Source organism: Pseudomonas putida, from assembly GCF_001941965.1.
In the GTDB taxonomy this organism is placed as follows: Bacteria; Pseudomonadota; Gammaproteobacteria; order Pseudomonadales; family Pseudomonadaceae; genus Aquipseudomonas; species Aquipseudomonas putida_L.
In genome coordinates this window covers 195,704-218,987 of the sequence record NZ_MKZO01000058.1, presented here as the reverse complement: position 1 = coordinate 218,987, position 23,284 = coordinate 195,704, and the positions used below count along the sequence as shown (strand labels likewise).

General features: G+C 62.7%; 22 protein-coding genes. 8 read left to right on the top strand and 14 right to left on the bottom strand.

Annotation, left to right across the window (positions count from 1 at the left end):
- The first annotated feature begins 178 nt into the window (after nucleotides 1-178).
- Nucleotides 179-1,219, top strand: coding sequence for a LacI family DNA-binding transcriptional regulator (locus tag PSEMO_RS26725; protein ID WP_075805900.1), 1,041 nt, complete (start codon nucleotides 179-181; stop codon nucleotides 1,217-1,219).
- Nucleotides 1,220-1,524: 305 nt separating this feature from the next.
- On the opposite strand, the gene PSEMO_RS33200 is transcribed toward PSEMO_RS26725, so the two are convergent.
- From PSEMO_RS33200 to epsC, 5 genes are all read right to left on the bottom strand, one after another.
- Nucleotides 1,525-1,806, bottom strand: coding sequence for a hypothetical protein (locus PSEMO_RS33200; protein WP_144443623.1), 282 nt, complete (start codon nucleotides 1,804-1,806; stop codon nucleotides 1,525-1,527).
- A gap of 1,301 nt (nucleotides 1,807-3,107) precedes the next feature.
- Nucleotides 3,108-3,794, bottom strand: coding sequence for a DUF4225 domain-containing protein (locus PSEMO_RS26715; RefSeq protein ID WP_075805898.1), 687 nt, complete (start codon nucleotides 3,792-3,794; stop codon nucleotides 3,108-3,110).
- Nucleotides 3,791-4,273: an Hcp family type VI secretion system effector gene (locus PSEMO_RS26710; protein ID WP_075805897.1), complete on the bottom strand. Its 483-nt coding sequence runs from the start codon at nucleotides 4,271-4,273 to the stop codon at nucleotides 3,791-3,793. The genes PSEMO_RS26715 and PSEMO_RS26710 overlap by 4 nt, the downstream gene beginning before the upstream one ends.
- A gap of 409 nt (nucleotides 4,274-4,682) precedes the next feature.
- Nucleotides 4,683-6,668, bottom strand: coding sequence for a choline transporter BetT (gene betT, locus PSEMO_RS26705; RefSeq protein WP_075805896.1), 1,986 nt, complete (start codon nucleotides 6,666-6,668; stop codon nucleotides 4,683-4,685).
- 288 nt (nucleotides 6,669-6,956) lie between these two features.
- Nucleotides 6,957-7,889 carry a serine O-acetyltransferase EpsC gene (gene epsC, locus PSEMO_RS26700; RefSeq protein WP_075805895.1) on the bottom strand — a complete coding sequence of 311 codons (933 nt, stop codon included), beginning with the start codon at nucleotides 7,887-7,889 and terminating at the stop codon, nucleotides 6,957-6,959.
- Between the two features lie 263 nt (nucleotides 7,890-8,152).
- Here epsC and PSEMO_RS26695 point away from each other — a divergent pair, with 263 nt between their 5' ends.
- The 6 genes from PSEMO_RS26695 (at nucleotide 8,153) to PSEMO_RS26670 (ending at nucleotide 14,012) form a co-directional block, all read left to right on the top strand.
- Nucleotides 8,153-9,151 carry a D-cysteine desulfhydrase gene (locus PSEMO_RS26695; RefSeq protein WP_075805894.1) on the top strand — a complete coding sequence of 333 codons (999 nt, stop codon included), beginning with the start codon at nucleotides 8,153-8,155 and terminating at the stop codon, nucleotides 9,149-9,151.
- 118 nt (nucleotides 9,152-9,269) lie between these two features.
- Nucleotides 9,270-10,070 carry a cystine ABC transporter substrate-binding protein gene (tcyJ, locus tag PSEMO_RS26690; protein WP_075805893.1) on the top strand — a complete coding sequence of 267 codons (801 nt, stop codon included), beginning with the start codon at nucleotides 9,270-9,272 and terminating at the stop codon, nucleotides 10,068-10,070.
- Nucleotides 10,067-10,741 (top strand): cystine ABC transporter permease, encoded by a 675-nt coding sequence (gene tcyL / locus PSEMO_RS26685; protein ID WP_075805892.1) that lies wholly within the window; start codon nucleotides 10,067-10,069, stop codon nucleotides 10,739-10,741. The genes tcyJ and tcyL overlap by 4 nt, the downstream gene beginning before the upstream one ends.
- Nucleotides 10,738-11,496 (top strand): L-cystine ABC transporter ATP-binding protein TcyN, encoded by a 759-nt coding sequence (gene tcyN, locus PSEMO_RS26680; protein WP_075805891.1) that lies wholly within the window; start codon nucleotides 10,738-10,740, stop codon nucleotides 11,494-11,496. Before tcyL ends, tcyN begins: the two co-directional genes overlap by 4 nt.
- A 72-nt stretch (nucleotides 11,497-11,568) precedes the next feature.
- Nucleotides 11,569-13,428, top strand: a complete 1,860-nt coding sequence (locus tag PSEMO_RS26675) for a DUF3857 domain-containing transglutaminase family protein (protein WP_075805890.1) — start codon at nucleotides 11,569-11,571, stop codon at nucleotides 13,426-13,428.
- Between the two features lie 143 nt (nucleotides 13,429-13,571).
- Complete coding sequence (locus tag PSEMO_RS26670) at nucleotides 13,572-14,012, top strand: CBS domain-containing protein (protein ID WP_075805889.1); 441 nt, start codon at nucleotides 13,572-13,574, stop codon at nucleotides 14,010-14,012.
- 2 nt (nucleotides 14,013-14,014) lie between these two features.
- On the opposite strand, the gene PSEMO_RS26665 is transcribed toward PSEMO_RS26670, so the two are convergent.
- The 8 genes from PSEMO_RS26665 to PSEMO_RS26630 all read right to left on the bottom strand — a co-directional run bounded on the left by PSEMO_RS26665 (nucleotide 14,015) and on the right by PSEMO_RS26630 (nucleotide 21,185).
- Entirely contained in the window at nucleotides 14,015-14,653 is a 639-nt protein-coding gene (locus PSEMO_RS26665; RefSeq protein WP_075805888.1) for an NADH:ubiquinone oxidoreductase subunit N, read from the bottom strand.
- Nucleotides 14,654-14,718: 65 nt separating this feature from the next.
- Complete coding sequence (locus PSEMO_RS26660) at nucleotides 14,719-14,958, bottom strand: DUF2789 domain-containing protein (protein WP_009396560.1); 240 nt, start codon at nucleotides 14,956-14,958, stop codon at nucleotides 14,719-14,721.
- Between the two features lie 168 nt (nucleotides 14,959-15,126).
- Nucleotides 15,127-16,527, bottom strand: a complete 1,401-nt coding sequence (locus tag PSEMO_RS26655; protein ID WP_075805887.1) for an efflux transporter outer membrane subunit — start codon at nucleotides 16,525-16,527, stop codon at nucleotides 15,127-15,129.
- On the bottom strand, nucleotides 16,524-17,399 hold the full coding sequence (locus PSEMO_RS26650) for an efflux RND transporter periplasmic adaptor subunit (protein WP_075805886.1): 876 nt from the start codon (nucleotides 17,397-17,399) through the stop codon (nucleotides 16,524-16,526). The genes PSEMO_RS26655 and PSEMO_RS26650 overlap by 4 nt, the downstream gene beginning before the upstream one ends.
- Nucleotides 17,396-17,608 carry a DUF1656 domain-containing protein gene (locus tag PSEMO_RS26645; protein ID WP_009396566.1) on the bottom strand — a complete coding sequence of 71 codons (213 nt, stop codon included), beginning with the start codon at nucleotides 17,606-17,608 and terminating at the stop codon, nucleotides 17,396-17,398. The genes PSEMO_RS26650 and PSEMO_RS26645 overlap by 4 nt, the downstream gene beginning before the upstream one ends.
- On the bottom strand, nucleotides 17,605-19,692 hold the full coding sequence (locus PSEMO_RS26640; protein ID WP_086937272.1) for an FUSC family protein: 2,088 nt from the start codon (nucleotides 19,690-19,692) through the stop codon (nucleotides 17,605-17,607). The genes PSEMO_RS26645 and PSEMO_RS26640 overlap by 4 nt, the downstream gene beginning before the upstream one ends.
- Entirely contained in the window at nucleotides 19,689-20,141 is a 453-nt protein-coding gene (locus tag PSEMO_RS26635) for a MarR family winged helix-turn-helix transcriptional regulator (protein WP_075805885.1), read from the bottom strand. Before PSEMO_RS26635 ends, PSEMO_RS26640 begins: the two co-directional genes overlap by 4 nt.
- A gap of 222 nt (nucleotides 20,142-20,363) precedes the next feature.
- Nucleotides 20,364-21,185, bottom strand: coding sequence for a tetratricopeptide repeat protein (locus tag PSEMO_RS26630; protein WP_075806005.1), 822 nt, complete (start codon nucleotides 21,183-21,185; stop codon nucleotides 20,364-20,366).
- Between the two features lie 209 nt (nucleotides 21,186-21,394).
- Between PSEMO_RS26630 and PSEMO_RS26625 the strand changes: the two genes are divergently transcribed.
- Nucleotides 21,395-22,405 (top strand): helix-turn-helix transcriptional regulator, encoded by a 1,011-nt coding sequence (locus PSEMO_RS26625; protein WP_075805884.1) that lies wholly within the window; start codon nucleotides 21,395-21,397, stop codon nucleotides 22,403-22,405.
- Here the strand turns inward: PSEMO_RS26625 and PSEMO_RS26620 are convergent, their stop codons facing one another.
- The gene (locus PSEMO_RS26620; protein ID WP_075805883.1) at nucleotides 22,406-23,272 is read right to left on the bottom strand and encodes an ABC transporter permease; all 867 of its coding nucleotides are present in this window, start codon (nucleotides 23,270-23,272) and stop codon (nucleotides 22,406-22,408) included.
- Nucleotides 23,273-23,284 lie beyond the last annotated feature (12 nt).

The window sequence follows — 23,284 nt, the reverse complement described above, 5'->3', positions numbered from 1 at the left end:
CGCTGACCGCGGCGCCTGATGAAACGTCAGCGCGGGGTCCTTGGGCATTCGCTCGTGCGAGTAGCAGACAAACCATTTTGTTAGCGCTAACATCGCCAGTATCATCGGGCGTCGAATAGATCGTCCAATACTGAAAAATTACTTTTATATGCGTTTTGGTTTTTAAGGACATGCCCCCGTGAGCGATGAAAAAAGCCCGCCCCGCAAGCGCCGTGGCGCCGGTCGCGTCACCCTGCAGGCGGTGGCGCGGGCTGCCGGGGTGTCGGCGATCACCGTGTCGCGCTACTTCAACCAGCCGGAGCAGGTCTCGCCGGAGCGGCGCGAGCGCATCGCCGAAGCGGTTGCCGAACTGGGCTATGTGCCGAACCTGGTGGCGGGCGGGCTGGCGTCGGCGCGGGGGCGGATCGTCGGCATGGTCATTCCCAATATCTCCGGGCCGATCTTTGCCGACACCATCCAGGGGTTCAGTGACACTCTCAGTCGCCATGGCTATCAATTGCTGCTGGCCTCCAGCTACTTCTCTGCCGAGCAGGAAGAGAACGCGGTGCGCGCCTTTCTCGGCTGGTCGCCGGCGGCGCTGGTGCTGACCAGTCACTTCCACAGCGCGGCCACGGAAAAGATGCTCGCCGAGGCGGATATCCCGCTGGTGGAAACCTGGGACTACCGGCCCGAGCGGGCGCCGGTGCAGATCGGGTTTTCCCATCATGAGGTGGGGGTGACGGCGACACGGTATCTGCATGACAAGGGTTACCGGCGGATCGCCTTCGTGCAGAACAGTGCGGCGGGGGATTTCAGTGCGCTGGAGCGGCGGGATGGGTATGTCGAGGCGCTGACGGCGCTGGGGGGCGAACCGCAGGTGTTTGCCCCGGAGACGGACCTGGCGCCGTTCGAGGCGGGGAAGCAGGCGATGCTGGCGTTGATGGAATCGGCGCAGCGGCCGGAGGCGATCATCTTTGCCAATGACAATCTGGCGGCGGGGGCGCTGCTGGCGGGGCAGCGGGCGGGGTTCAGGATTCCTGAGGATTGTGCGGTGATGGGGTTTGGGGATTATCCATTCGCGGCGATGCTGATGCCGGGGCTGACCACGGTGAAGCCGCCGGCGTTGCAGATGGGGGTGATGGCGGCTGAGCGGGTGTTGCAGCAGTTGGGGGTGATCGAGGGGGAGGCGGTGCAGTTGAATTTGTTGGGGTGCGAGGTGATTGGGCGGGAGAGTGCTTGAGTAGCACTACCAATCGTTCTTGCGTTTGGACAAGGTCGCAAATCCCAGCGCAACTCCGTGAATTGCTGCTGCGACAACAGCCACCCATTGCACAATCTGGTACCCGTCGCGCCACCTGTCCATACACCCCCAGAGTACCAGGCAACCTGTTTCAGCCGCGCTCGTATATATGCAGAGGAATGCCATATTCACAAAAATGGCTAAAACGTACTTCCATGTAGCGTAGCGAAAATGCTCATAGAATCTTTTTAGCCAGTGAGCCAGTATCAGGCTGAAAAGAACAAGCAGCAAAAATGGAAGGGACGTCATCGTGTGGCCTTCAATGCATCAACACCTGCGACAAGGTGAAGAAATGTTGGAAATAGTGCCATCATTGTTTCTCCTGCGGTGACCTCTCCAGGGCAGGGCGAACCCTTTCCACAGGAAATCTCATAAGCACTTGAATACATAGCAAACGCCACCAAATTTAAAATGCAAAAACCAAAATGCCTACCATTGCTTACCCGCCCGCTAAAATAGTAATCCCGCAGCATCCTGAGACTTGCCAGGCTTAAAAAGCTCAGAACTGCCAAATCCAGATAAATCACTCAACGCCCCTATAAAGTTTCAACCCGAACCCGCCGTTTCTTATAAAAATCAAATCTCCGCATCCCATCATGGGGATGACCTATGACAAAGCTCTCACGTAAGCTACCGAATCTTCCTTCTTATCCTAAATAACCGGCAAGGCTCCCATTGCGTGGGAATGGCAAAGCAGTGAAGAAAAATGGCTGCGGTCGCTACTATTTCCACTATCAAATTATTTTTGATGAGCCCAGGAAAGCATTTAAAAAATAGCATGCAGTCACGCCGGGCAAGATCTATATAAAATAAAACACAGAATCCATTGAAGAGAACAAGAGAGCCCGCAATTAACTTGTTGTAATTTCTTCCTGAAAACCTATATTTAAGAATGTATGCGAGAACCACACCTAAGGCCGCGAAAAATACAAGCACGTGAGCGATCACTTCTTAGCTTCCTGAGCCACTTCGTAGGCCTGGTAGGCTGTCCAGCCGCCCATTGCACCATGAAATAAGTTTTCAACAACTTGCATCAAGGCTCTCTTTCCACCGGAAACGAGCACGCATGTAGTATTGCAGCAACAAACGCCACCGCTGCCATCAAAGGATAGTTTTCATACTCTTTACCAAGACACTTGGTAAACACCATACACCCTTGACCAACGAATCTCATGTAAACACATACAAACACAAAATTGAAAACCCCAAAGAAGCAATATTGCCACGATTCGTATTTTATTTTTAAGCTGCGCAACTTAAAAAACAATGCACAGCTTAGACTGATCAAAACCAACACACAAAGATCCACAAAAACCATTTCTTTCACTCTTGATAGGTTTGCTCGAGCGTATTTACATCTGCTGCAACATCGACCCACGAATCACACTCAACGTTTAAAGTTCGCCATCTTAAAACACAACACAAGCTGAATAGCACCACCATCCCTAAATCTACAACGCCCATTTTAATGATTCCTGGCAAAGTCATCCTTATCAGAAATTTCGTTTTTTTCGAAATAAACGCTTAGGCTCATTTTCTACAGGAAAAGCGAAGCAATGAAGAAAAACACAGACAAATGCAAACCAACTCAAAACAGGATACTCAAAATGCAAGCCGGGGAAACAGCCTAGAAACATAATGCAGCGATTGGCTATGATTTCCAGATGGAAAACCCCAAAAGGGAAGTTGCACGCCACGCACAGCACAAAATACCGCCCTCTATAGTTTCGCCCGGAAAATCTTTGTCGCGCCCAATAAGCGCAACATAGAACCAGGGACGAAGCAAAGATGAACAGCCCTGTAATCACTTCTCTGCCTCTTCCGCAATCTAAGAATACGTAATCCAAGCTATATACCCTTCAAATATACGCGCTCCTTTCCCCATTAGTTTGTATGCCGGAACATGATCAGCTGGTATTCTGGAAAAAAGCTTCCAGGCGCCAGGTTTCACGACAGGACGTAAAAGCCCATAACCAGCCAACCCTAAATCAGCCAGCCAATACGCCATACTTCCTTGGCTTTCAGTTCCCCCGACGGCAACTGAGACTTTCTGATAGAGAGCCCGAACTGGTCCAACCACATCCGACCCGCCTTCCCATAAGTTGGCACCATTCTCATAGATGTTATTGGTGCCATGGGCAATCATCGGTACACCAGCAAAACCGCATGCCAAACCGGCACTTCCATAACAAATTCCTACGCCGGTCAAAGCGACAACACCTCCTGAGACGAAACCTGCTAATTGCTTGCCAATATCCTGCGAGCTTTTCTGCATGTGCTTGTGCTCGGTCTGGATTCTGAGCAGACCGTCATCGACCCTTAACCTCCCATTCCTTACATCCGACAAAACCTGCCGCACGTAATAAGCCATATCCCGATTAAACTGCCCCCGCAACACCCCATCCTGAATATGCTGAGAACTCACCATGCAGGCATACCGGGTCAGGTTCGCCGCACTCTGATGAAGTTCCTGCAGCTTTCTTTCACGCTGGTAAGACGACAGTTGGGTGCTCATTCCTCCAGCCCCGAGAAAGCGAAGCTAGTGGTGGCCGCGATATGGTGGATCCAGGTGATGCTGCTGTAGCGCAACACGAGTTGCTCGGTCGCCTGGGCATCGTTGAACATCAGTACGTCAGGGATATCGAGGGTGACACTTACGACCCGCGCGCCTTTCAACAAAATGGTGTAGTACTTCTGATCGAACGACCCAGCCCTTCGATAGAGATCGATTTCACACTCGATTTCTTCCCGGTCGGTCAAAGCCTTTGCCAACAGCGGACTGGCCTTGTCCAGTAGCTTGTGGATAACAAAGGGATTGTGAACCGCTCTGGAAACGTTGCTGATGCTGGTCATCGCGTGAGTCATCGACAGCACGAGTATCTGATCGGTGTGCCCGGCCTGGCACAGGTTACCGATGGATTCCGGGGTGGAGCAGCCCGCAGAAATCAGCCCGCTCTTCTTGCCGGTAATGCGCATATAGCTGTGATTGGCCATGGTCGAACTCCTGTGTAGGTTGGAGTTCGCAGCCTAGAGAGGTGAGACGGCAGCGTCTGTGAGACGTTTCCGAAAGAGTGTGCGGATTTTCAGAAAGGTGGCGGGAGGACTCCGATTTCGGGAAAACGCATGCTCCCTGTAGGAGCTGGCTTGCCTGCGAAGGGCCGCAAAGCGGCCCCAAAACCATCCAGCACGAGCTGGCTAGTGAATGGTTTCGGGATTCAGCGCCTGTTTGGCCTCAGTGTCCCAGATGCTCGGCGTGGCAGGTTTTGGGGCCGCTTTGCGGCCCTTCGCGGGCAAGCCACGCTCCTACAGGCCCTGCGTTGACCCGCCATCCGAGCCTGAGCGAAAGATGTGTAGATCCCCATGCCTCATCGCTGGCAAGCCAGCTCCCCCAGCGACCGCCCCGCTAGCGCACCAGATGCAGATACTGCAAATGCCGCTCGTACTGGTCGAGGATGTCGTTGATGATCTGCTCCTTGCTATAACCCATCAGATCGTAATCCTGGCTACCCTCGGCCAGATGCACCTCGGCGCGGTAGTAGCGACGGTTCTTCAACTCCTGTGTACCCAACCCAGCCAGGGCGAACGACGGGGTGAAGTACCCACGCATCTGCACCTGATAGAGGAACGGCTGCTCCTCGCCATGCCCGATCTTCAGACTGACATTGTCATGACTCGGGTCCTCCTGGGTGATGACACTCAGCCCCTTCTCCGCATACACCTCGGTGACCTCGGCAATCGCCGGACGCACCACGTCGTCCATAAATCGATACACCTCGTCCCGCGACGGGAAGTGCACCGCCTGGCTCAGACGCTGGCGCCAGCCGCCCTTGCCACGCCGCGAGCTGGCAAACGGCGCAAGCGAGTGCATCTGCGCGATCTGCCGCTGTGATTCCAGGTAGAACGCCTTGTGCAGCCCCCACATCATCGCCAGCAAGATCACCGAGAACGGCAGCGAGGTGAGCACCACCGCCGACTTCAGCGAGTCGATGCTGCCGGCGAACAACAACCCGCTGGTGACCAGCGCCGTCATCACGCCCCAGAACACCCGCAGCCAGTTCGGCCCGTCTTCGTCGGTGCCGCCGCCCTTGGCCGACAGCGTCGAGAGCACCACGGTGCCGGAGTCGGCCGAGGTGACGAAGAACACGAAGCTGATGAACACGGTGACGGCGATCACCACCTTGCTCCACGGGTAGGTTTCCAGCAGCAGGTACAAGGTCATCGACGGGTTCTCGATGGCCGAGTCGGCCAGCGCGGTCATGCCGTGGTCGAGCACCTGGCTGAGGGCGCTGTTGCCGAAGATCGACATCCACGCCAGGGTGAAGCCGAGCGGGATCAGCAGCACGCCGAAGACGAATTCACGGATGGTCCGACCACGGGAAATCCGCGCGATGAACAGCCCCACGAACGGCGCCCAGGCAATCCACCAGGCCCAGTAGAACACCGTCCAGTTGCCCAGCCAGTCGTTGGACTGGTTGTAGGCGTAGACGTCGAAGCTCTTGCGCGGCAGCACGGCGAGGTAGTCGCCGAGGTTCTGGATCAGGGTGTTGAACAGGTGCTGGGTCGGGCCGGCGAACAGCACGAAGAGCAGCAGCGCGCAGGCGAGGAACAGGTTGATATCGGACATCACCCGCACGCCCTTCTCCACCCCGGCCACTGCCACCATCACCGCCGCGCCCATCATCAGGGCAATCAGGGCGACCTGCACCCATTGGGTGTGGGCGACGCCGAACAGGTAATCCAGCCCGGAGTTGAGGTGGAGCACACCGAAACCCATGTCGGCACCCAGGCCGAACACCGTGGCGATGATGCCGAAGCCGTCCACCGCATAGCCGATCGGGCCGTTGATGCGCTTGCCGATCAGCGGGTACAGCGCCGAACGCAGGGCCAGCGGCAGGTTGTGGCGGTAGGCGAAATAGGCCAGGGCCATGCCGACGAAGGCGAACACGCCCCAGCCATGCAGGCCCCAGTGCAGGAACAGCACCTGCATCGCCTGACGCCCCGCCTCCACCGTGCCGGCCTCGCCCTGGGGCGGCTGCATCAGGTGGGTCAGGGGTTCGGAGACGCAGAAGAAGAACAGGGTGATGCTGATCCCGGCGGCGAACAGCATGCCGGCCCAGGACAGGTAGCTGAATTCGGGCTCGTCATGGTCGGCGCCGAGCTTGATCTTGCCGTAGCCGGACAGCGCGGTGACCACCACGAACACCAGGTACAGGGTCATGGCCAGCATGTAGTACCAGCCGACGGTGTGCGCCGCCCAGTTCTGTGCGGCCATCAACCACTCGCCCGCCGCCTGGGGGTTGGCGATGACGATCAGGGCGAAGAGCAGGATGAAACTGGCGGCGAAGTAGAACACCGGGGGGTTCATGCGGATCTTTGAAGGAGTATTCATCGAGGGAACACCCCGCAAGACGGGACAGCGATGGGGTTGAACGGGTTCAGCAAAGGCAGATCCTCCTGTTGAACACCGGCAGCGGACCAGCGTTTTAATTTGAACAAGCGTTCAAGTTAAACATGGATTGGGGATCGAGGCGACCTATAGCTGACTACTGGACTGGGAAATTTGTGCTGTTCTTGAGGGCCTCATCGCTGGCAAGCCAGCTCCCACAGGGATCGCATGCACCGCGGACCCTGTGGGAGCTGGCTTGCCAGCGATTGGGCCCTCAAGGCCACCCAAAAACTACTTCTGGGCCCCTTCATCCGACTGCAGGTTGGCCTGGGTGATATTGCTCTCGGACGGCACGCTCCGGGTCAGCCAGACATTACCGCCAATGGTCGAGCCCTGCCCGATGGTGATCCGCCCAAGAATGGTCGCCCCCGCGTAGATCACCACATCGTCCTCGACGATCGGGTGCCGCGGATGGCCCTTCTGCAGCTTGCCGCATTCGTCCTCGGGGAAGCGCTTGGCGCCGAGAGTGACGTGCTGGTAGATGCGCACCCGCTCGCCGATGATCGCGGTTTCGCCGATCACCACGCCGGTACCGTGGTCGATAAAGAAGCTCGGGCCGATCTGCGCGCCCGGGTGGATGTCGATACCGGTGATCGAATGCGCCAGCTCCGAGCTGATCCGCGCCAGCAGCGGCAGCCCGGCGCGGTACAGGTGGTGGGCGAGGCGGTGGTGGATGATCGCCAGCACGCCGGGGTAGCACAGCAGCACTTCATCGACACTGCGCGCCGCCGGGTCGCCATGGAAAGCGGCCAGCACGTCGGTATCGAGGAGCACGCGCATGGCCGGCAGGGCTGCGGCGAATTCCTGGATCAGGCGCAGGGCATGGGCGTCGACCCCGGCGTCGTCCTGCTTGCCATGGCGCGCGGCGTAGCGCAGTTCCAGGCGGGCCTGGGCCAGCAGCGCGGTCAGCGCCGAGTCGAGGGTGTGGCCGACGTAGAAGTCTTCGCTTTCCTCGCGCAGGTCCACCGGACCGAGGCGCATGGGGAACAGCGCGCCACAGAGTTGTTCGAGAATCTGCCTGACCGCCTCGCGCGACGGCAGCTCGCGTCCGCCCTGTTCGCCGCTGCTGCGGCCATTGCGGGTGCGCCACTCATCGCGGGCCGAACGCAACTGGCCGACGATGGAATTCAATTGCCAATACCCGGATTGCGCGTTGTCGCTCACGGTTGTTACTCCTGCTCGGCGGCATGGGACTGGTAGGGGAATGCCGCTCTCCTGTCCAGCACTCTACGTCATGGGCGGGGGGTGGAAAAAATACCCTGTTATGACGGTTGGCTATATGGCCGGCATAAGCAGGAATACCGGGGTGGGCCCAATCGCTGGCAAGCCAGCTCCCACAGGGTCCGCGGCGCGCAGCGATCGGGATCACGGTTGTCCGTGAGCCATTCACTGCCTATGCTCGAATTTTCCTACAACCGACTCAGCCCATGATCGAACGACAGTTGTCCCGCTTCAATCGCCTGGAACTGCTCAGCGCACCGACCCCGCTGGAAAAGCTCCAGCGCCTGTCGGCCTGGGCCGAACGCGATATCTGGCTCAAACGCGACGACCTGACGCCCTTGGCCATGGGCGGCAACAAGCTGCGCAAGCTCGAGTACCTCGGCGCCGATGCCCTGGCCAAGGGCGCGGACACCCTGGTCACCGCCGGCGCGATCCAGTCCAACCATGTGCGCCAGACCGCCGCCCTCGCCGCCCGCCTCGGCCTCGGTTGCGTGGCCCTGCTGGAAAACCCCACCGGCACCGACTCCACCGAGTACCTGGAAAACGGCAACCGCCGCCTCCTGGAACTGTTCGACACCAAGGTCGAGCTGGTCGATAACCTCGACAACGCCGACGAACAACTCCAGTCCCTCGCCGTGCGCCTGCATGCCAGCGGACGCAAGCCCTACCTGGTGCCCATCGGCGGCTCCAATGCCCTCGGCGCCCTGGGCTATGTGCGCGCCGGCCTGGAGCTGGCCGAGCAGATCGAACACAGCGGCCAGCGCTTTGCCGGCGTGGTCCTCGCCTCCGGCAGCGCCGGCACCCACGCCGGCCTGGCCCTGGCATTGGCCGAACGCCTGCCCGACCTGCCGGTGATCGGTATCACCGTGTCGCGCAGCGAAGAAGCGCAGAAGCCCAAGGTCCAGGCCCTGGCCGAACGCACCGCCGAGCTGCTCGGCGTACAGTTGCCAAACGCCTTCAAGGTGAATCTGTGGGACGAGTACTACGCGCCCCGCTACGGCGAAGCCAATGCGGGCGGCCTCGCCGCGATCCGCCTGCTGGCCAGCCAGGAAGGCGTCCTGCTCGATCCGGTGTACACCGGCAAGGCCATGGCCGGGCTGCTGGACGGGATCGCCCGGCAACGCTTCGACGAAGGTCCGCTGATTTTTCTACACACGGGCGGGGCGCCGGCATTATTCGCCTACCCTGATGTCTATCAACGCTGAGACCGGCGCAGCCGCATAGGCCTGAAAGCTATAGGAGAATTCTTTTTTATTATTTTCAGGCCTATAAACCGCGCCCTTATAGTCACCACCACTTTCACAACAAGACTGGGGACAGGGCATGACGATTTCCGTTTTCACCAAACGCATTCTCGGTGTCGGCGCGGGCATTCTGCTGGGCGCCAGCCTGCTCGGCCAGGCCGTGGCCGGCGAGCAGTTGCAGACCATCAAGGACAAGGGCGTGATCAACGTCGGCCTTGAAGGCACCTACCCGCCGTTCAGCTTCGTCGACGAGAACGGCAAGCTCACCGGCTTCGAGGTCGAGTTGTCGGAAGCCCTGGCCAAGGAGCTGGGGGTCAAGGCCAAGGTCCAGCCGACCAAGTGGGACGGCATCCTCGCCGCCCTGGAATCCAAGCGCCTGGACGTGGTGGTCAACCAGGTCACCATCTCCGACGAGCGCAAGAAGAAATACGACTTCTCCGAGCCCTACACCGTGTCCGGGATCCAGGCGCTGATCCTGAAGAAGAAGGCCGCCGACCTGAAGATCAACGCCGCTGCCGATCTGGCCGGCAAGAAGGTCGGCGTGGGCCTGGGCACCAACTACGAGCAGTGGGTGAAACAGGCCGTGCCACAGGCCGACGTGCGTACCTACGAGGATGACCCGAGCAAGTTCGCCGACCTGCGCAACGGCCGCATCGACGCGATCCTGATCGACCGCCTGGCTGCCCTGGAATACGCGCAGAAGGCCAAGGACACTGAACTGGCCGGCGCCGCCTTCTCGCGCCTGGAGTCCGGCGTGGCCCTGCGCAAGGGCGAGCCGGAACTGCTCGACGCCATCAACAAGGCCATCGACAAGCTACGCGCCGACGGCACGCTGGCCAAGCTGTCGGAGAAATACTTCGGTGCTGACGTCACTCAATGATCGCTGAAAGCCTGCAACTGGTTGCCGACTCCACGCCCTTCCTGCTGAAGGGCGCTGGCTATACGGTGCTGCTCAGCGTCGGCGGGATGTTCTTCGGCCTGGTCCTGGGCTTTGCCCTGGCCCTGATGCGCCTGTCGAAGATCCTCCCGCTGGACTGGCTGGCGCGGATCTATGTGTCGTTCTTCCGCGGTACGCCGCTGCTGGTGCAGCTGTTCGTCATCTACTTCGGCATGCCGCAGATCGGTATCGAGCTCGACCCGATCCCGGCGTCCCTGATCGGCCTGTCGTTGAACATGGCCGCCTATATCTGCGAAATCCTCCGCGCGGCGATCTCTTCCATCGACCGCGGCCAGTGGGAAGCCGCCGCCAGCATCGGCATGACCCGCACCCAGGCGATGCGCCGGGCGATCCTGCCGCAAGCCTTGCGCACGGCCCTGCCGCCGCTGGGCAACAGCTTCATCTCGCTGGTCAAGGACACCGCCCTGGCCGCCACCATCCAGGTGCCCGAGCTGTTCCGCCAGGCGCAGCTGATCACGGCGCGGACCTTCGAGGTCTTCACCATGTACCTGGCCGTGGCGGTGATCTACTGGATCCTCTGCAGCATCCTCGCCCACTTCCAGCACCGCATGGAGGCCCGGGTCAACCGGCATGACCAGGAGCCGCAGCGATGATCCGCGTGCAAGGCCTGAACAAGCAGTTCAACGGCAATACCGTGCTCAAGGACATCGACCTGACCGTCGAGCCCGGCGAAGTGATCGCCATCATCGGCCCCAGCGGCTCGGGCAAGACCACCTTCCTGCGCTGCCTCAACCTCCTGGAAACCCCCGATGGCGGGACCATCCAGGTCGGCGACGTGGAGATCGACGCCAGCCGCCCGCTCAAGCAGCAGGGCGGGCTGATCCGCCGTCTGCGCCAGCAGGTCGGTTTCGTCTTCCAGAACTTCAATCTGTTCCCCCACCGCACCGCGCTGGAGAACGTGATCGAAGGCCCGCTGATCGTGAAGAAAACACCCCATGAGCAGGCGGCGGCCTTGGGCCGGGCACTGCTGGCCAAGGTCGGCCTCGCGGGCAAGGAAGACGCCTATCCCCGGCGTCTTTCCGGCGGCCAGCAACAGCGCGTGGCCATCGCCCGGGCACTGGCGATGGAGCCCCAGGTAATCCTCTTCGACGAACCCACCTCGGCCCTCGACCCGGAACTGGTCGGCGAAGTGCTGGCGACCATCCGCGACCTCGCCAAAGAGCAGCGCACCATGATCATCGTCACCCACGAAATGAACTTCGCCCGCGACGTGGCCAACCGGGTGATCTTCTTCGACAAGGGGGTGATCGTCGAACAGGGCGAGGCCAAGGCATTGTTCGCCAACCCGCAGCAGGAGCGGACACGGCAGTTTCTCGGCAAGATCCTCGGCGCGAACAGCGTCGGCTGAGGCACAATGGGGCAGTATTGATTCGCATTATTGCCGAATCACTCCTGAAACCCGCCTGCAAGAAGGATCTCCATGAAGTGGCTCGTTTCACGCCCGGCACATTGGCTGGGCCTGCTGTTCTGCCTGTTCACCCTCAACCTGGCCCAGGCCGCGGAGGACGGGCGCGACCGCTCCGTCACCGTGGAACAGGACGCCCGCCAGTACCGCGTTGAAGCGGACGGCAGCTACGACCTGCGCCATGAGCTGGTCTTCCGGATCGAGGAAGAACGCGCGATCAAGACCACCGCCCAGCAATCACTGCCCTACAACCGCACCCTGGAAACCCTCGAGGTAGTCGAGGCGTATACCGAGAAGCCCGACGGCCGCAAGGTCCAGGTCAGCGCCGAGCAGATCAAGGAACAGCAGCAACAGGCCTCGGCCGATGCGCCGATGTTCCTCGACAGCCTGGTCAAGGTGGTGATCTTCCCCGAGGTCGCCGTGGGCGACCGCCTGGTGCTGAGCTACAAGCGCCATCGCAATACCGCGCTGTTCCCCGGCCAGTTCGAGGACACGGTGTTCCCCTATATCTACCCGGTGAAGCAGATGAGCGTGGTCTACGACCTGCCCGCTGCCCTGGCACTGCATGCCGATGCCCATGATTTCAAGGCGTCCAGCCCGCAGGCCGGGACCGGGCGCAAGGTCTGGCGCTGGGACTACCAGCACGATGCGCAACCGCGCATGGAGCTGGGTTCGGTGTCGTACTCGGATTACGGCCAGTACCTGGCGGTCTCGACCTTCGCCAGCTATGAAAGCTTCGCCAAGGCCTACGCCGAGCGTTCGCAATTCGAAGTGACCCCGGCCATCGCCGAGCTGGCCAAATCCCTGACCGCCAAGGTCAGCGATCCTCGCGCCAAGGCCCTGGTGCTGAGCGACTGGGTGCGCAAGAACGTGCGCTTCGTCGCCGTCTATATCGGCGCGGGTGGCGTGGTGCCGCATGCCGCCGAGACCGTGCTGAACAACCGCTACGGTGACTGCAAGGACCACGTCGCGCTGCTCGGCGCCCTGCTTGCCGCCGTGGATATCCACAGCACCCCGGCGCTGATCAACCTCGGCAACGCCTACCAGTTGCCCAAGGTGCCGACCCTCGGCGTGATCAACCACGCCATCACCTATATCCCTACGCTCGACCTCTACCTGGACCCGACCATGAAAGGCATCGCCGCCGGCTTCCTGCCGCTGCCGGACATGGACAAGCCGGTGGTGCTGATCGACTCGGGCACCCTCGCCCGCACGCCGAAAACCCAGCCCAGCTCGGTGAAGAGCCGCACCACCTTCAGCATCGCCGAGAACGGCGAGGCGGACTTCAGCAGTGATTCGGTCATCGAAGGCTGGGGCGCCGAGCTGAACCGCTACGGCCTGCGCAACATGGCGCCGGGCGAGCGCGACATGCTGGTGCAGCGCATTCTCAGCAGCTACGGCCACTCCGGTATCGGCCGGGTCGAGGGCAAGAAGCTCGACAAGCAGGGCCATGGTTTCCAGATGCAGATCAGCGGCCACCTGCGCAACCTGGTCAATCTGCCCGGCCCCATCGGCGTGCCGACCCTGAGCAGCTTTGCCGGCGGTATCGCGCAGAACGCCCAGGGCTTCATCAGCGAAAAAGTGCGCAAGCAGCCGTTCCTGTGCATCTCCAGCGTGAGCGAGGAGCAAGCGCGCTTCGACTTCCCGGCCGACGTGCAGATCATCGCCACCCCTAAACCGGTATCGCTGAAAACCGCCAGCCTCGACTACAGCGCCGCCTACCGCCGCGAAGGCAACAGCGTGGTGGTGACCCGGCGCATGGACTTCCGCAACGACGGCTCGACCTGCACGCCGGAACAACTGCGCGACTTGATGCCGACGGTGGAGGTGCTGATCAAGGACCTGAACAGCCAGGTGATCGTGCAACAGAGCTGAAAACCCGGGGGCAGGACGGAAAACACGCGGCCATGACGTTTTTCAATAGCGTCGATGCCGCAAACCGCCTTGCCCCTTTGTCCGTCCTGCACGATTCTTGAGGGTATCTGCCTACCAACACCACCCCATGCAGAGGGCCCGCAATGAAAACCGTGGCACAGCTATTGAAGTTGAAGTCGCAGCACAACGACCAGGTCTACACCATCGCGCCGCACCAGACGGTGCTCGAGGCCCTGATGGTAATGGCCGAAAAGAATGTCGGGGCGCTGCCGGTGGTCCAGGATGGCGAGGTGGTGGGCATCGTCAGCGAGCGCGACTATGCGCGCAAGATGGTGCTCAAGGGGCGCTCGTCGGTCGGTACCGAAGTGCGCGAGATCATGAGTTCGCCGGTGATCACCGTCGACTCGCACCAGAGCGTCGACACCTGCATGACCATGATGACCAACAGTCACCTGCGTCACCTGCCGGTGGTGGAAGACGGCAAACTGCTCGGCCTGCTGTCGATCGGCGACCTGGTCAAGGAAGCCATCGCCGAGCAGGCCGATCTGATTCGCCAACTGGAAGGTTATATCCGCGGCGAGTGACGCTAGCGGTATTCACCCTCGAGCTCATCGAGCTGATGATCGAAACTGCGCAACCGCGCCGACCAGGTGTACACCAGCACCTCGAGGTCGCGGTTGAGCACGGCTGCGCCGCGGCGTGAGCTCTGCTGCGAATCGCACAGGTCAAGCTGGTAGCGTTCGCGGGCCATGGCCGTGGCCACGCTGGACAGCTCGCGGGCGTTATTCAGCCAGTGGCGGTGACGGTCGTGGGTTTCCTGGTCGAGTTCCTGGCATTGCGTCTTCAGCGCTTCGAGGCTGCGTTCCAGCGGCGTGCCTTCAAGCTCGCCCATGACTTCCTGGAAGGTCCGCCCCGGTTGCCAGTAGCTGCCCCAGAAATAGCGGTCGAACACAGTCTCGACACGGCGCAGGGCGACCTTGGTGTTCCAGATCGCCACCAGCGTTCGTCCTTGCTCCAGTTGCCGCCGGCGCGTCTTGAGCAACTGCCAGCGTATCCACGCCAGTGCACTCAACGCGAAGGCGGCGATCAGGCCGGCGGCTCCGTAAAGGAACTGGCGGGCCTGTTCGAGCTGGTGGATGTCCCTGACCCCGTAGAAATAACCGGTAGTCAGCAGGCCCAGGGCTGTCACGGCAGCCCAGAAGCCAACGGCATAGGGGTCTTTCATTGGCGCTGTCCCCTTGTTGTTTTTTTCTGAGCATAGCAACGCCAATGAAGCTCATAGGGTGCCGCTCAGCGTTTATTTCTGAGGGCCACGTTGAGTTGATCGATGGTCATGATCCAGTCGGAATCGGCAATGTATTCGGCCTTGAGGAAGGCGCGCTGGGCATCGCTCCAGAATGGCGCGTCGACCAGCTTGATTTCGTTCTTCAGCGGGGAGTGGCTGGTGAGGAATTGCTGGATGCTGGTGGCATCGGAAGGCAGGCCGAGTTGCTCGAACAGGGCGGAGAATTCGTGGTGGGACAGGTCCATGGGGCACTCCTTTGGGCGGGTTGATAAGGGATTGATTGCCTGAAGGAGTGAAAGTTTAGGCCAGGTAATTTGTGGTGTTGTTTAGGGCCTCATCGCTGGCAAGCCAGCTCCCACAGGGTTCGGCAGCGCCGCGGACACTGTGGGAGCTGGCTTGCCAGCGATGGCGGCCTACCAGCCACCACCAAGGGCCAGGAACAACCCGATCTGCCCCATCGCCACCTGGGTATTCGCTGTAGCCAACTGAGCCCGCATATCGGTATAGGTCCGGGTCGCCTCCAGGTCCGCCAGGAACGACGCCCGCCCCGCCTGATAGAAGCGGTGCGTCTGGTCCGCCGCCAGCTTCGCCGAGCGCTCCGCCTCTTCCAGCGCATCGCGCCGGTCCAGCAGTGCGCTGTATTGCGACAGGCTGGTCTGGGTCTCGCGAATGGCGTTCAACACCACCCCGTCGAAGTTCGCCAGCGCCGCCTGGGTGCTGGCCTCGGCCTCACGAATCCGCGCCCGCGAGCCATTGGTCGGCACCGTCCAGGTCAGCAGCGGGCCGAAGCCCCAGCGATTGGTCGCCGGCTTGCCGAGGTTTTCCAGGATACCGATGGTCCCCACCTGCGCGCCGATGCTGATATCCGGATACAGCTGCCCGGTGGCCACGCCAATGGTCGCGGTGGACGCCGCGAGCAGGCGCTCGGCCCGGCGCACATCCGGCCGCCGCTTGAGCAGCGCGGCGCCGTCACCCACCGGCAACAGCTGGGCGATATGCGGCAGCTCGGCGCAGTCGGCGGTGCCGGCCGGCAGTTGATCAACCGGTTTGGCCAGCAGCATCGACAAGGTGTACAAACCCGCATCCCGCGCCGCCTGGTAACGCGGCAGCTCGGCCCGCAGCGATTTGAAACGGGTCTCGGTACGGGTCACCTGGGTCTCGTCGCCACGCCCGGCATCGCGCAGGCGCCGGGTCAGGCTGACGCTCTGGTCCTGCAGGTCCAGCAATTCCCGGGCGATGTGATACTCCTCGTTGGCCGCGCAAACCTGGGTGTAGGCCCGCACCACATCGGCCACCACGGTGATCCGCGCCGTGTCCGCCGCCGCCTGCACCGCGTCGGCATTGGCCTGGGCCGCCTCGACGCCGCGCTTCAGCGTGCCCCACAGGTCGAACTGGTAGGACGCGCTGATGATCGCCTCGCCGATATTCGCCACCGGCACCTTGTCCGCCAGCAGGAAGGCCTCGCCGGACTCCTGCAGGCGCTGCGCACCAAGCTTCACGCCGCCATTGAAGCCGCCTTGCGCCTCGGCCTCCTCGACCTGGGCGCGGGCCCGGGCAATGTTCGCCGCCGCCACGCGCAGCTCGCTGTTGGCCGCCAGCGCCTGGTTGACCAGGGTGTCCAGGCGATCATCGCGGTACAGCCGCCACCAGTCCTTGGGCACCGGTGCCGAGACCACGCTGTCGGCATCGGCGCGCAGTTGCCCCTGCAGGTCGCTACGGTTGAACGCAGCCTTCTCCGGCAGGTGGTAATCCGGCCCGACCATCTGGCAGGCCGAGAGCATCAGGCTCAGGCCGAGCAACGACAGCCTTTTCATGGCCGGGCGTCCTCGATGATCGACACGGTGGCGGTGCGTCCGGCGATCAGGCGGAAGTCCGCCGGCACTTCGTCGAAGGCGATGCGTACCGGAATCCGCTGGGCCAGGCGCACCCAGCTGAACGCCGGGTTGACGTTGGGCAGCAGGTTGGCGCCGCTGCTGCGGTCACGGTCCTCGATGCCGGCGACGATGCTCTGCACATGGCCGCGCAGGCGGGTGTTGTCACCCATCACGCGGATATCCACGGCCTGGCCGACATGGATGCCGGACAGCTTGGTTTCCTCGAAATAGCCATCGACGTGGTACGACTCGCTGTCCACCACCGCCAGCACCGGGCGCCCGGCACTGACGAACTCGTGGGCCCGCGGCGCACGGTCGTTGAGGTAGCCATTGACCGGGCTGCGGATCACCGAGCGGTCGAGGTTCAGCTGCGCGGCATCCACCGCCACCTGGGCTTCGTCCAGCGCCGACTGGGCGCGGGCCTGGCGCGACTGGCTCTCTTCCAGTTGCTCGGCGGCGACCAGGTTGCCCAGGCCCTTGTTGCGCCTGGCCTCGCGCTGCGCCTGGGCCAGGGTTTCCTTGCGTTCGGCCAGGGTTGCCTGGGCCTGGCGCAGGGCCAGGCGGAAGCGGTCCTGGTCGATGGTGAAGAGCACATCGCCGCGCTTGATCGGCTGGTTGTCGCGGACCGCGACCTCCTGGATCAGGCCGGAGACGTCGGGGGCGATCTGGATCACGTCGGCGCGGATATGCCCGTCGCGGGTCCAGGGAGCGAACATGTAGTACAGGACCATCTGCCAGACCAGTACGGTCGCCAGGGTCACTACCAGCAGCGTCAGGACCACGCGGCCCAGGGTCAACAAAGGTTTTTTCATGGCAGCATCAGGCTTCGGCAAAAGTGGTCCAGCGTGCCAAGCAGCACGGCGTAGAGCGCAACGTTGAACAACGCCCGGTGCCAGACCAGGCGGTAGAAATGCAGGCGGTTGAGCACCGCGTGGATGCCGAGGAACAGCAGGTAGCTGACCAGCATCATCACCAGCAGCGTGGGCAGGAACACCCCGCTGATATCCAGTTCACCGATCACAGGGGTGCTCCGTCGAGGCCATAGGGCAGTTGCGATTGCGGATCGGGTTCCAGCACCACTTCGACCCCTGGCAGCAGCGCCAGGCGCAGGCCGCTGAGGGCGTGGAGCAGGTGCAGGCGCGCTTCGGCGCAGCCTTCCATGACGTCGAGGTTGAGGGCGCGGCGGGCCTTTTCCATGCTGCCCAGCAGCGCGGGCGGGGCATGCTGGCGTTCACCGGCGTCGAGGCAGGCCTGGAAGTGGCCGCCGACTTCCTCGATGACTTTCTCCAGCGCCGCACGGGGCTCCGGGGTCGCCCGTGGCAGGTAGGCGAGCAGGTCCAGGAGGTTCAGGCCCACGCGCAGGTCACGCAGGGCGGCGCCGCTGTCCTGGCCGGTCTGGCTCAGGCGTGGCAGGTGCTGCATCAGGCGGTCGAGCATCTGCACGCCGAGGCGGCGGTGTTCGGCCAGGGTCGCCGGCTGGGTCATGCCGACGATGTCGCGCCAGCTGAAGCGGGTCAGGCGCCGGGCCGCCAGCTCGACACCGAACGGGCGCATCACCAGGGTCCAGATAAAGGCGAACAGCAGGCCCACGGGGCCGGCGATATTGGCGTTGACGAAGGCGAGGAAGTCCGCGTCGTAAGCACCCTGGATACTGATGAAGGACGCCGTGTTGACGATGGTCAGCAAGGTGCCGAGGTAGAACTGCGGCTGCACGGTCAGGGTGCCGACGCAGATGAACGGCACGGCAAAGGCCAGCACCAGCATCGGGAAGTCGTGCAGGTTGGGCAGAACCAGGAACAGGTAGAGGCTGGCGAACACTACCGACAGGGTGGTCCAGAAGAAGAAGCGGTAGATCTGCGGCGCCGGGTCGTCCATGGCGGCGAAGAAGCTGCACGCCACCGCCGCGAGGATCACCGCGCTGGCACCGTCGGCCCAGCCGAGGGCGATCCACAGGCCGGTGGCCACGGCGATCGCCGAGAAGGTGGAGAACACCGAATAGAGCATCAGGCCGCGGTCGAGGAACGGAGTCAGGCGGCCCAGGCGCCAGTGCCGGTACACCGCACGCCACGGCGACAGGTCTTCGCTGGCGATGGCGTGCTTGAGGCTGCAGCAGTCCTGCCACAGGTCGACCCACTCGCCGAGGCGATAGAGGGCGTTGGACAGCAGCAGGCCGGGACGCTGGTCGAGGTCGGCGACGCTGGGCTGCAGGCGTTCGAGCTTTTCCCGCAGAGCTGCCCAGCGGGCTACCGGGGCCTCTGTCGCGGTGCCTTGCAGCCATTCGCGGGCTTCTTCGAGCAGGCCCTTGAGCTGCGCGGCCTGCTCCGGGGCGCGGCCTTCGAGGGCGAGCAAGGCGTCGTCGAGGGCGTCGATCACCGGCAGCAGGTGGATCATCCGGCCGCGCAGTTCGCGGGCGTTCTTCACCGTCTGCGGCCGTGCGCCTTCATGGGACAGCTGGCCGATCATCATTTCCAGGGTGTTGAAGGTCGCCACCATCGAGCCGCGCAGGCTGGCCACGGTGTCGGCGGCGACATTGCGGGCGAGGAAGGTGTCGCAGTAGCTGATGGCGCCACTGAACCAGTTGCCGGTGGCGCCGACGAATACCGGAGTCAACCGGCGCGGCCAGAACAATGCACCGACCACCGCCGCGCAGACGATGCCGAGGCAGATTTCCTGGGCCCGGGACGAAGCGATATCGAAGACCAGTTGCGGATTGTCCACCACCGGCAGGGCGATCATCGGCAGGGTGTAGCCGGCCAGCATCAGGGTGTAGCTGTTAGCGGTGCGCAGGTGCAGGGAGAGGAACAGCAGGATCGCGGTCCACAGCGCTACGGCCAGGGTCAGCAGCACCGGCGCCTGTACCAGCAAGGGCACCAGGAACACCGCGCCGGCAGCCCCCAGCAAGGTGCCCACGGCGCGGTACAGGGCCTTGGAGCTGGTCGGGCCGACGAAGGGGCTGGAGACGATATACACGGTTGCCATCGCCCAGTACGGCCGCGGCAGTTGCAGCAGCAGGGCGATATACAGGGCGATCATCGACGCGGCGAAGGTGCGCACGCCGTAGAACCAGTCCCGGGCGGGCGGCATCGAGCTGAAGAAGTGTTTCACAGAGGCAGGCCCGGCGAGCGCTGCGCCGCCTCTTCGAAGGCTTTCACCACGCGCAGGGCGGCTTCGAGGTCGGCGGCGGGGATGTCCTTGAGCACGTCGCGGCGCAGGCGCACCAGTTCGCCTTCGATGGCTTCGGCCAGCTCGCGGCCCTGGTCGGTCAGGGACAGCGCCTTGGCCCGGCGGTCGCCCGGGTCTTCGCAGCGGCAGACGTAGCCGGCGTTGCACAGCTGGTCGAGCAGGCGCACCAGGGACGGGCTTTCCACCCCGACCGCCTGGGCCACCGCGACCTGATGCACACCATCGCCGAGGCGCAGGATCATCAGCAGCGGCACGGCACAGGCCTCGCTGATACCGAAGCGCGCCAGGGTGGTCTGGCAGATGCGCCGCCAACTGCGGCTGGCCATGACCATGCCGCTGCTGGTGTTCAGTTGCAGAGCTTCGAGCTTCATGGGGGAATATTCATAGTTTGCTAACTATCAATATTGGTCGAAGGTGCGGGGAGCGTCAATAGCCGTCTGGGAGATGACAATCCACCAGACACCGAAGAACCCTGTGGGAGCTGGCTTGCCAGCGATTTGGCCAGACCTGACAACATCTTTGTCATTGCCGGCCCTATCGCTGGCAAGCCAGCTCCCACAGGGTTTTGTGCAGGTTTTCAGAAGGGTGTTCCCTCAGGGGCGAAGCTGATCCTCGACCTTCATCGCCAACGCCAGCGGACTGCCCAAGCCTATCGCCTGATCGCGCCAGAACAGATAGCGCAGCTCATTACCCCCCACCTGGAAATGCAAGGCCAGCTCTTCCGCCGCCTGCACCACCCCGGCCACCGCCGCCAGCTCCAGCCAGTACACCCCGGCCCGGCTGTCGGCATTGACCTGGAACCCGTGCAACAAGCGATACCCCGCCTCGAACCGGCAACGCGCATCACCCCGCTGAGCCCCGCGCAGAAACCACTCATAAGCCCGCCGCGCATCCGTCTGCCATGGATTGGACTCGCCGTCGCTGTCGCAGACCTCTTCCTCGAACAGATCCCCCAGCGCCGCCGCCGCTTCCGCCAGCCCCGCCTCGAAGGCATGCCGGTAATACTCGGCCGCACTGGCATAGGCGATCTCCACGCCCTTGCCGAAGTAATACTGCTGCCCGAGGTTGAACCAGGCCACCGCACTCCCCTGCAACGCTGCCATGCGCAGCAGATGCCCGGCCAGCACCGGATCGGCGCGCCAATAGCGACCATTCAGCCAGATCCAGCCCAAGTCGTTGAGCGCCGCCACGCTGCCGTCCAGCGCCTGCCCCCGCAGGTCGGCATAGACCGCCTGCAGATCCGGCGCTTCATCCAGCAGGCTGACCAGGCTGAAGCTCTCCCCCAGCGCCGCACGCTGCGCCGGCATGCCCACGCCGCTGTACAGCCGCCGCATATGCGCACGCCCCGGCGCAGGTACCACCCGCTCCGGCAACAGGCGCCCGAGCATCGAATAGATATTGCTGGCAGCTGACATGTTCATCCTCATGGAACCGCCCTCCTTCTTGGCTTCCTTCTGGGCGTCGAGGCGTGATTCTGCGCAGCGTCACGACAAAACCTGTCGCGAACGCGTTCGTCGGAGCGATTCAACGGATCATCCCTGAATTGGATAAATTAATGGCAAATTGCCATACACTGTGGCGATTACCCCGCTTTCGCCGCAAGCCTAGACAAGGACTCACCGTTTTGCCCTCCGCCACCACACGCGCCACCCTCAGTCGTCAATGGGAACTGCTGCGCCAGCTACCCAGCCGCTCGCCCGGCATTACCAGCGCGGAACTGGTGATGCGCCTCAAGGACGCCGGCTTCAACATCAGCAAGCGCAGTATCGAAAGGGATCTCAACGAGCTGTCGCTGATCTTTCCGCTGGAGCGCAACGACCGCAGCATTCCTTATGGTTGGTATTGGGCAGCGAATGCCTGTGTAGAGTTGCGTGGGCTGAGTGTCAGCGAGGCATTAAGCCTGGCGTTGGTCGAGGAAGCGGTGCGTCCGCTGCTGCCCGGGAGCATGCTCAAGGGCCTGGATGCGCGCTTCGCCCATGCCCGGCAGAAGCTGGAAACCCTGTCGTCGGAAAACAAGGCGGCGCGCTGGCTGGACAAGGTCGCCAGCGTGCGCCCGGAAATGAACATGCGCGCGCCGGAGGTCTCGGACAGCATCCTCGAAACCGTGCAGAAGGCCCTGCTCGACGAGCAGCAGTTGCAGGCCCTGTACTACTCGGCGCACCACGACCGTAGCGTCGAGCTGATCCTCAACCCGCTGGCCCTGATCCAGCGCGGCCAGGTGGCCTACCTGATCGCCACGGCGCAGCCCTACGAGGATATCCGCCAGTTCGCCGTGCACCGCTTCCGCCAGTTGAGCGTGCTCGATACGCCGGCCCTGGGCCTGGACGACTTCGACCTGCACGCCTACCTGCGCAGCGACGCCCTGCAGTTCGGCAGCGCGGAGAAGATCGAGCTGCATGCCTGGATCAGCGACAACCTGGCCCGCCGGATGCGCGAAACGCCGTTGTCGCCGGACATGCAGTTGATCGACCTGGAAGACGGCCACCGCCTGCAGGCCACGGTCAGCAACAGCTGGAGCCTGCGCTGGTGGCTGCTGAGCCAGGGCGACGAGCTGGTGGTGGAACAGCCGCCGGCCTTGCGCCAGTTGATCTCGCAGACCCTGAGCAGTGCGGCGGCGGCGTATCAGGAAGAGTGACTAGCGTTGCATGCCCCAGCGGCGCACGGTCACCCGCTCCAATGCGTTGAACACCAGGCTCTCCACCAGCAAGCCGATCAGGATCACCACTGCGAGCCCGGCGAACACCTTGTCGGTGTACAGCTCGTTGCGGTTCTGGAAGATGTACCAGCCCAGCCCGCCCTTGCCGCTGGTGGCGCCGAACACCAGCTCGGCGGCGATCAGCGTGCGCCAGGCGAAGGCCCAGCCGATCTTCAGCCCGGAGAGGATCGACGGCAGCGCCGCCGGCACCAGGATATGCAGGACCAGGCGCAGCCCACGCAGGCCGTAGTTGCGCCCGGCCATGCGCAGCGTCTCGTTGACCCCGAGGAAACCGGCGTAGGTATTCAGCGCCAGCGCCCACAGCACCGAGTGCACCAGCACGAATATCAGACTGTTCTCGCCCAGGCCGAACCACAGCAGCGAAAGCGGCAGCAGCGCGATGGCCGGCAGCGGGTTGAACATCGAGGTCAGGGTGCCGAGCAGGTCGCGGCCGAACTGGGTCGAGACCGCCAGGCTGGTCAGGCCGAAGGCCAGGATGATGCCCAGCACATAGCCCTTGATCAGCACCACCAGCGACACGCCGACCTTGGCCGGCAGCTCGCCGCTGAGCATGCCGTCCCACAGGGCCTGGGCGGTTTGCAGGAAGGTCGGCAGCAGCAGGTCGTTGCCCTGGTAGCGCGCAGCGGCTTCCCAGAGCACGGCGATCAACAACAGGATCACGCTCTTGCGCAGCCAGCCGTGCTGCCACAGGCGCTGGATCAGCGGCAGTTCGCGCTCCAGCGCGACGCCGTCCCACGGCTGCAGGGCGATTTCATATTCCCGACGCGGGGAGGATTGGATAGTCATGGTGAAGCTCCC